The organism is Caulobacter sp. (assembly GCF_049283275.1).
Lineage (GTDB): Bacteria > Pseudomonadota > Alphaproteobacteria > Caulobacterales > Caulobacteraceae > Caulobacter.
Window position 1 is genome coordinate 1 of record NZ_JBAPVS010000372.1, and the last position, 8,441, is coordinate 8,441.

6 protein-coding genes and 1 pseudogene are annotated in these 8,441 nt (G+C 69.0%); 2 read left to right on the plus strand and 5 right to left on the minus strand.

Going from position 1 to position 8,441, the window contains the following annotated elements; all coding sequences use genetic code 11:
• Together WAL33_RS21320 and WAL33_RS21325 are read right to left on the minus strand one after the other, a co-directional pair.
• A partial coding sequence (locus WAL33_RS21320) for a M28 family metallopeptidase (RefSeq protein WP_422184002.1) occupies positions 1–1,670 on the minus strand: 1,670 nt, incomplete at its 3' end.
• Positions 1,671–1,860: 190 nt separating this feature from the next.
• Positions 1,861–4,467, minus strand: a complete 2,607-nt coding sequence (locus WAL33_RS21325; protein ID WP_422184004.1) for a TonB-dependent receptor — start codon at positions 4,465–4,467, stop codon at positions 1,861–1,863.
• A gap of 266 nt (positions 4,468–4,733) precedes the next feature.
• Between WAL33_RS21325 and WAL33_RS21330 the strand changes: the two genes are divergently transcribed.
• Positions 4,734–6,173 carry a protein adenylyltransferase SelO gene (locus WAL33_RS21330; protein ID WP_422184006.1) on the plus strand — a complete coding sequence of 480 codons (1,440 nt, stop codon included), beginning with the start codon at positions 4,734–4,736 and terminating at the stop codon, positions 6,171–6,173.
• Positions 6,174–6,300: 127 nt separating this feature from the next.
• Positions 6,301–6,426 carry a hypothetical protein gene (locus tag WAL33_RS21335; protein WP_155856545.1) on the plus strand — a complete coding sequence of 42 codons (126 nt, stop codon included), beginning with the start codon at positions 6,301–6,303 and terminating at the stop codon, positions 6,424–6,426.
• Between the two features lie 171 nt (positions 6,427–6,597).
• Here WAL33_RS21335 and WAL33_RS21340 read toward each other — a convergent pair whose 3' ends face one another.
• The 3 genes and pseudogenes from WAL33_RS21340 to WAL33_RS21350 form a co-directional block, all read right to left on the minus strand.
• A complete protein-coding gene (locus WAL33_RS21340; protein WP_422184008.1) occupies positions 6,598–7,506 on the minus strand; it encodes a LysR substrate-binding domain-containing protein in 909 nt (302 codons plus the stop codon).
• A 13-nt stretch (positions 7,507–7,519) separates the two neighbouring features.
• A complete protein-coding gene (locus WAL33_RS21345) occupies positions 7,520–7,969 on the minus strand; it encodes a DUF2147 domain-containing protein (protein ID WP_422184010.1) in 450 nt (149 codons plus the stop codon).
• Positions 7,970–8,105: 136 nt separating this feature from the next.
• Positions 8,106–8,441, minus strand: a pseudogene (locus tag WAL33_RS21350) (DJ-1/PfpI family protein); the annotation flags it as partial.

Consider the following 8,441-nt stretch of genomic DNA (forward strand, 5'->3'; position numbering starts at 1 on the left):
GTCCAGGCTCCCCAGGCGCCCAGCTGGGCGACGACGGCGACGGCGACCAGGCAGACGACCAGGGTCAGGGCCCAGGCCACGCGCCGGTCGCGGGTTCCGCCCACGGCCATGACCAGGGCGGCGGCCAGGCTGGCGGCCAGCAGGGGCCAGGCCAGCATCACCGAACCGCCGGGCAGCAGGATCTGGACCGTGACGGCCAGGCCCAGCACCACCAGCAGCGCGCCCAGCCAGGCGCCGAACACCCCCACGCCCTTGCCCAGGCTCAGCCAGGCCAGGACGATCACCGCCGCGCCCAGGCCCAGGCCCACGGGATCGAAACCGCCGACCAGGCAGCAGAGACCGGCGGCGGCCAGGCCGACCACGCTGATCCAGATCCGGCCCCAGATTCCAGCCACCCCCCGCGCCTGCAGGATCAGGACGGCCAGGCACACGCCGATCAGCAGGATCCCGGCCCCCGGCAGCAGGATGTTGAACTGGCCCAGCACCGCATAATAGCGCTGCATGTCGGCGATGCCGATCAACCGTCCGGCCAGGTGCAGGGCCAGGGTCGCGCCGGCGGCCAGCAGCAGGAAACCGGCGATCCCGCGCAGGATCTCGACGGCGGTCACGGCCCTGCCGCGCAGGGCGCGATAGCCGGTGAAGACGATCAGCAGGCCCGCCGCCGCCAGGATCGCCCAGCCGACACTGACCGGATAGGCCACCAGGCCCAGGGCCAGGACGTCGGAATAGATCAGGTCGGGCGAGCGGGCGGGCAGGGTCGCGCCCATGGCCAGGGCCCGCACCGTCGGCAGGGCCTGGTCGCCCAGGTTCTGCAGGCTGCCCTGGTTCAGATGCTCGGGCGTGGCCAACGGCGTGTGATAGGCCAGCTGGTCGTCGATGAAGGCGAAGTTCAGCCCCGGCAGGCCCTTGCGCAGGGCGTGGGTGAAGTCGGTGTCGTTGGGCATGCGCTGGTAGACGGCGGCGGCCAGCGAGTTGGCGGTCGGCTGATGGGCCGCGCCGCCATAGAGGCGGATCAGCCCGCCGCTGTCGGACCCGGTCTGGAACATGGCCGCGCGGCCGGCGTCGCCCCGCGCCTCCATGTTGATCACCACCCCGACGTGGTCGCGCAATGGGTCGCGGGCGAAGAAGGCCTCGGCGCCCAGCAGGCCCGGCTCCTCGCCGTCGGTGAACAGGAAGATCACGTCGCGGGCGGGCTGGGGGCCGGCCTGCAGGGCGCGGGCGATCTCCAGGGCCGCGGCGACGCCCGCGGAGTCATCGGCCGCGCCGGGCGAGTTGTGGACGGTGTCGTAGTGGCTCATCACCAGCACGGCCGGGGCGTCGCGGAACGCGCCGGGCAGGGTGGCGACGATGTTCTGCACCGCGCCGACCGCCACGGATTGCGGCGACCACTTGGCCGCGTCGCGCACGCCCTCGCCGGGCCGCACCAGCACCTCCAGCCCCAGGTCGTTGACCCGGGAGAGCAGGTGGTCGCGGACCCGCACGATCTCGGCCGAGCCGATCGGATGGGGCTTCTGGCCGATGGCGCGGACGTCGACCATGGCGCGCGTGGCCGAGAACCGGTCGACGGGCGCGTCGGCCGGCAGGGGCGGGGGCGTGCGCAGGGCCAGGTTGGCGATCGCCAGGCCGATCAAAAGGCAGACCCAGACGCCGAGCAGCCGGACGGTCTTCATGATGCGCCTCCGCAGCGAATCCCCAATCCAAGGGGACTTGGCGGCAGGGTGGGACGGTTCGGGATTCGTTGAAAGCTTGGCTGGAGGCGGAAAGGGGCCAAAACGAAAAGGGCGATCCGGTCGCCCGGATCGCCCTTCAAGTGTCTGGCGGACGACGGCGGTGAAGCCGTCGCCCGTCTTGGTCTTGAGCCTAGTACTTGGCCCGCAGGGTCAAGCCGTAGGTGCGCGGCGCGCCCAGGAACGCGTCGTAGGTGTAGGTGTCCTTGGAGCGGTCGTAGACGGCGTTGGTGGTGCTCAGGCCCGATCCGCCTTGCAGGAAGGCGTTGAAGCCGACCTGGGTGTATTCCTCGTCCAGCAGGTTCTGGGCCCACAGTTCGGCGGTCCAGCGATCGTCCTCGGCGCCGATGCCGATGCGGGCGTTGACCACGGTGTAGGCCTTTTGCTCCTTGAACGGGAACAGGTCCGAGCCGGTGTTGTAGGACGACGAGTACTTGGCGCCGATGTTGAAGCGGCCTTTCAGGGCCTCGCCGAGCGGATGCTCATAGGTGAGCGAGCCCGTGGCCGAATATTTCGGCGCCAGCGACAGACGGCTGCCCGGAAGCAGGGCCAGCGCGTTGTTCGGGTCGTTCGGCACCTTCTGGTCGCCGTACTTGGTGTCGGCGTAGCTCAGGCCGCTCTGAAGCGACAGGCCGCGAACCGGGGTGAACCACATGAAGTCGACGTCGACGCCCTTGGACTTCACTTCCGGCACCGAGCGCACAGCGAACGAGGTGCCCAGGAAGGTGTTGAGCTGGAAGTCGGTGAACTTCTGGTAGAAGCCCGTCACGTTGAGCAGCACGGTGCGGTTGAAGAGGGTGTTCTTCATGCCGATTTCGTAGCTGTCGACGAACTCGCCCGGGAACGAGGTGTCCAGGATCGGGATGACGCCGTTGCCGCCCGACTGGGTGCCGTCCGACGACTGGGTGCGGTCCAGGTTGTAGCCGCCGCCCTTGTAGCCGCGCGCGGCCGAGGCGTAGGTGAACACCTCGGGCGAGAAGCGGTACGAGGCCTTCACCGTGCCCGACCATTCCTTGTCCGAACGCTTCTGGGTGGTGCCGCGGCCGTTGAACAGCGGGTTGGCCCAGGGCAGGCAGTAGTTGCCGATGACCTGGCTGACCAGGGTCGTGCCGACGGCGCGGACCGCGGCCGGGCTGGCCGGGTTGTAGAGGGCCGACGGGACGCCGCGGGCGACCAGGGCGCCGGCGACTCGGGCCTGACCGGTCGGCGTCAACAGCGAACCGCAGCCAACGCCGCCGTCGGTCGTGGTCTGGTAGCTGTTGAGGGTCTTTTCGTCGATGCTGTAACGCAGGCCGACCGTCAGGTCGAAGGCGTCGGTGACGTGCCAGGTGTCGTTGGTGAACAGGGCCACGGTGGTGGCGCGCTGCTTGTACTGGTCGCGCAGGCCTTGGCCGCCCTGGAACGAGGTGCTGTAAGGCAGGCCGGTCACCTGCGAGGCGAACAGCGCCGAGTTGGTGGTGTTCAGGGTGATGCCCTGCGGGGCCAGGGCCGAGGCCAGGCCTGACAGGATCACCGTCGACAGATAGCCTTCGTAGTCGTTGCCGTAGAGGAAGTTGGCCTTGTTATCCAGCTTCTCGTCGGCCAGGAACGTGCCCACCAGCCAGTCGAACTTTTCGGTCTGGCCCGCCAGGCGCAGTTCCTGGCTGAAGGTGGTGAACTCGCTGTAATTGGTGCCGTCCTTGTTGCGGTAGGCGATGTCGGCCGTGGTGAAATCGGAGTCCTGGCCGTTGTCGGTGCGCCATTGGCGGATCGCCGAGACCGAGGTCAGCTCGCCGATGGGCAGGTCGAGCTTGGCTTCCAGCGAAACGCCCTTGTCCTCGATCGACGACGGCGCGCCGCGGTTGGAATAGGCGACGCGGTCGTAGGGCTTGGCCGGGTTGGCCAGGCCGGTGCCGCCGGCGAAGGCGTTGATGAGGCCGCCGGTCGGGCCGGTGCGGATCTGCACGGCGCCGCAGCAGTTCTCGTCGCGCTTGCTGTAGTCGCCGATCAGCTTGAAGCTGGACGTGTCGTTCGGAATGAACAGCAGCTGGCCGCGCACCGTGTAGAAGCCTTGGTCGGCGTCCTGGTCGCGGTCGCTCGGGCCCTTGCCGGTGACCACGTCGTTGTAGCCGTCGCGCTCGCGGGCGGCGACGTACAGGCGGCCGGCCAGGGTCTCGGAGCCGAACAGCGGACCGGTCACCGACGCGGAGACGCCATGGGCGTTGAAGTTGCCGATGGTCGCCTCGGCGTTGGCGCCGAAGCCGAACTCGGGCTCCTTGGTGACGATGTTGATGACGCCGGCCGAGGTGTTCTTGCCGAACAGGGTGCCTTGCGGGCCCTTCAGGACCTCGATGCGTTCCATTTCACCCAGGTCGCCGAAGCCGACGCCGTTGCGGGGGCGATAGACGCCGTCGATGACGACGCCGACCGAGCTTTCCAGGCCGGGGTTGTCGCCGACCGTGCCGACGCCGCGGATGCGGGCGGTGGTCGAGGCTTCCGACGTGGTCGAGGTCACCGTCAGGCCGGGGGTCAGGATCGTCAGATCCTTGATGTCCTTGACGCCCGTGTCCTGCAGCAGCTTGGCGCCGACCGCGGTGACCACGACCGGCACGTCCTGCAGGTTCTGCTCGCGCTTCTGGGCGGTGACGACGATGCTGTCGACGGTTTGGATTTCGGTATCCTGGGCCTGCGCCGCGATGGGGGCCAGACCGGCGAGCACGACGGCGGACGCCGTGCCGCAAAGCAGCTTGGTAAAGCGCATTTCCTACCTCGGTTCGTTTTATGACGTGAGCGCTTGCATCGCCCCCGCCTTTTGATTTGGTCTGCAGCCGAACATTTGTTCGAATGGACCTCCAAGCGTTACGGCGCCCATTGGGGGCTCGGCAAGGAAAAACCTTATGATCTAACGGTTCGAGCACGCCTGTTGCGCGGATGCGACAGCCGTCGCCGACCATCCCAAACCTTCCGACGGGCGCAAACGGGGGCCTCGGGCTTGCGCCGGTCGGCCCGGCGGCTCATGTCGGGGACATGCCGATCTCCACCGCCTATCGCCCCGATCCGGTCTTCATGCGCCTTGGCCCGGAGTTCGCCGATCCGGTGGCGCCCGCCGACTTCCCGCGGACCATCCTGCGGTTCCGCAACGACCGCGCCGCCGCCGACGTGGGGCTGGACGGCCTGACCGACGCCGAATGGCTGGAACATTTCGCGCGCTTCTCGCCGCTGCCGGACAACCAGCCCGGCCCCTTGGCCATGCGCTATCACGGCCATCAGTTCCGCAGCTACAACCCCGACCTGGGCGACGGGCGCGGCTTCCTGTTCGCCCAACTGCGCGAGACGGGCTCCCCTTCGGGCAAGACGGGCCGGTTGCTGGACCTGGCCACCAAGGGGTCGGGCCAGACGCCGTGGTCGCGGGCCGGCGACGGGCGGCTGACCCTGAAAGGCGGGGTGCGCGAGATCCTGGCCGCCGCCATGCTGGAGGCCCTGGGCGTTCCCACCTCGCGGGCCTTCTCCCTGGTCGAGACCGGCGAGGACCTGGTGCGGGGCGACGAGCCCAGCCCGACCCGCTCGGCCGTGCTGACCCGGCTGTCGCACAGCCACATCCGGTTCGGAACCTTCCAGCGCCAGGCCTTCCTGCAGCGGCCCGACAACATCGCCGCCCTGGTTGACCACGCGGCGGAAACCTATTTCCCCGGCGTCGCCGATCAGCCCGACCGACCCAAGGCGCTGCTGGAGCAGGTCGTGGCCGCCAGCGCCCGGCTGTGCGCCCGCTGGATGGCGGCCGGCTTCGTGCACGGGGTGCTCAACACCGACAACATGGTCGTCACCGGCGAGAGCTTCGACTACGGCCCCTGGCGGTTCCTGCCGCGCAACGATCCGAACTTCACCGCCGCCTATTTCGACCATTCGGGGCTCTACAGCTTCGGCCGCCAGCCCGAGACGGTGTTCTGGAACCTGCAGCAACTGGCCGGGTGCCTGGCCCAGGTCACCGACGACGCCGGGCTGATCGGCGCCCTCAACGGCTTTTCCGACCTCTACCGCGACGCCCTGCGCGCGGCGATGCTGGACCGCTTGGGCCTGAAGAGCCGCGGGGCGGAGGAGGACGTGGCCCTGGTCCAGGCCGCGTTCGTGGCGCTGGCCTCGGGCGGCGAATCACTGCGCTGGGAGCCGTTCTTCTTCGACTGGTTCGGCGGCGAGGCCTCGGCGGCCCGGGCCCTGGCCGGCCCCCGCGTCGCGCTCTACGGCCAGGCGGCGTTCCTGGATTTCCGGCGCCAGCTGGCCGCGTTCGAACCCGACCGTCCCGAGCGGCTGGAAAGCCCGGTTTTCAACCGTTCCGAGCCCGAAGAACTGCTGATCGACGAGGTCGAGGCCCTGTGGGCGCCGATCGCGGAGGCCGACGACTGGTCTCCGCTCGAGGCCAAACTGGCCCGAATTGAGGCTGCTCGTGTGGCCTATGCGTTGGGAGACTGACATGCGGCTGAGACATATCTGCCGCACCCTGAGCTTTTCCGGTTTAGGCCGGAACAAACGTCAAGCTTCGGCCTTATCTGGGTTTGAAGCTCGGTCTACGAACGAAGTGGCCTGTGGAGAATTTCGCATGCGTTTTTTCCAACCTGTGATGCTGGTCTGCGCGGTGGCGATGTCGTTCATCGGCGCCTTGGGCCTGCCGGGCTGCGCCCGCGCCATCGGCGAGTGCCTCAACGACAAGCACGAGATGGCTTAGGGGAAGACCTCTTCCGCTTTAAGTCACACCAATGCTGTCATCCCGGACAAGCGCGTAGCGCGCCGATCCGGGACCGACGCGTGAACTCAGCGCTTCCGGCGGTCCCGGGTCTTCGCTTCGCTACGCCCGGGATGACAACCGTTTTCTCGTGAACGAGCCTGAACTCTAAATTCACCCCGACCACGGCGCGGCGGCCATCCGTTTGGCCAGGAACGCGATCAGCGCCTCCACCCGCGCCGGCCGGATCGTGCTGGGCGGGGTGACCAGGTGCAGGGCGATGGGCGGCGGGGCCCAGTCGGCCAGGACCTCTTCCAGCAGGCCGGCCTTGACGTCCCCCCAGGCCAGGAAGTCCGGCTGCAGGGCCAGGCCCAGGCCCGCCAGCAGCGACGGCCGCAGGATGTCGGCGTTGTTGACCCGCAGGGGGGAGGGCACGCTGACCGCATATTGTCCGTGCTCGGCGTGTTGGAACCGCCAGACGTCCTTGGATCGTCCGCCCGTGTAGAACAGGCCGCGATGGGCGGTCAGGTCCTTGGGATGGCTGGGTCGGCCGTGCTTGTCGAAATAGGCCGGCGAGCCCACCAGCATCACCCGCACCGGACACAGACGACGGGCCAGCAGGCTGGAGTCCTCCAGGGCCGAGATCCGCAGGGCCAGGTCGAAGCCCTCCTCGACGATGTCGACCAGCTGGTCCGACAGCGACAGCTCGACCGACACCTCGGGATACTGGGCGAAGAAGTCCGGCAGGGCCGGGCCCAGATGGGCGATCCCGAACGACATCGGCGCGGCCACCCGCACCAGGCCGCGCGGCGTGGCCGACTGGGCCGAGGCCTCGGCCTCCAGCGCCTCGCCCTCCTGCAGGATGCGCGCGGCGCGGTCCAGCGAGGCCCGGCCGGCCTCGGTCAGGGACAATCGCCGCGAGGTGCGGTGGAACAGCGTGGACCCCAGCCGCGTCTCCAGCCGGGTGACGGCCTTGGAGACCGTGGCCTTGGACAGGTTCAACTGCCCCGCGGCCCCGACGAACGAGCCCGTCTCGGCCACCTTGGCGAACACCGCCCAAGCCTCGAAGTCGGGGAGCTTCATGGGCGGCGCGGGATCAGCTCGCCGGCGAAGCGCGGGCCGCCACGTCCACCCGTCGCCAGGTCTGCGATTTGCAGAACAGCAGAAGACAGCCCCGGGCCTTCATGGTGGTGGCGTCGGGGAAGTCGGCCGTGCCGGCCAGGGTCATGTTGAGATCGGGGACGAAGACCCTGCCCTTCCAGCTGCCGTTCTTCTGCAGCTGGAAGTCGCGCAGCAGCTGCAGGCCGATCAGGTTGGGCGTGCCGCCCTTCTTGGCGTCGGCCTTGGCGTCTTCATTGGCCCAGACCACGTTGCCGCAGGCCCGACCGTCGCCGCAGGGCTTGATCTCGACATGGACGGTGTTCTTGGGATTGCGCCAGACGCCATAGGTGAACGTGTCCTGCGCCGACGCCGGCGAGACGATCGCCAAGCTGGCCGCCAGGCCGGCGGCCGCGGTCAGTGCGGCAAGGAATTTGATCCGACGCATCGATGTCTCCACCCCCTGCCTTTTGAGGCAGGTTGTCCTTCTGATCAAGCCGGAGCGGGAGGATTGGCGACGCCGATCGAACCTTGGGAATCCGCTCTTCCCGGCCTTGGCCGGGAAGAGCGCAGATAGGGAGGCCTCAGGCGTTCTGCAACAGTCGTGCTCCAGCCGCGCGGGCCGCGGCCCAGCGCTCGTCCATGCCCCGGCCGTAGACCGCCTGGATCCGTTCCAGCACGGCGGGCGGAGCGGTCTCGGGCCGGCCGGCGTCGAACGGCGGGGCCGGGGCGTACTCCACCGCCAGCTGGATGGCCTGGGCCGTCTCGTCCCCGGCGATCTCGGCCACGACGGTCAGGGCGAAGTCGATGCCCGCCGTCACCCCGCCGCCGGTGAACACGTTTCCATCGCGCACCACCCGCCCCGGGTCGGGCGTCGCGCCGAACAGGGCCAGCTGGTCGCGCCAGGCCCAGTGGCAGGC

Excerpts from the sequence above, each read along its gene's own strand:
- WAL33_RS21325 (WP_422184004.1), bottom strand. The coding sequence starts at position 4,467 with ATGCGCTTTACCAAGCTGCTTTGCGGCACGGCGTCCGCCGTCGTGCTC.
- WAL33_RS21330 (WP_422184006.1), top strand. The coding sequence starts at position 4,734 with ATGCCGATCTCCACCGCCTATCGCCCCGATCCGGTCTTCATGCGCCTT.
- WAL33_RS21335 (WP_155856545.1), top strand. The coding sequence starts at position 6,301 with ATGCGTTTTTTCCAACCTGTGATGCTGGTCTGCGCGGTGGCGATGTCG.
- WAL33_RS21340 (WP_422184008.1), bottom strand. The coding sequence starts at position 7,506 with ATGAAGCTCCCCGACTTCGAGGCTTGGGCGGTGTTCGCCAAGGTGGCC.
- WAL33_RS21345 (WP_422184010.1), bottom strand. The coding sequence starts at position 7,969 with ATGCGTCGGATCAAATTCCTTGCCGCACTGACCGCGGCCGCCGGCCTG.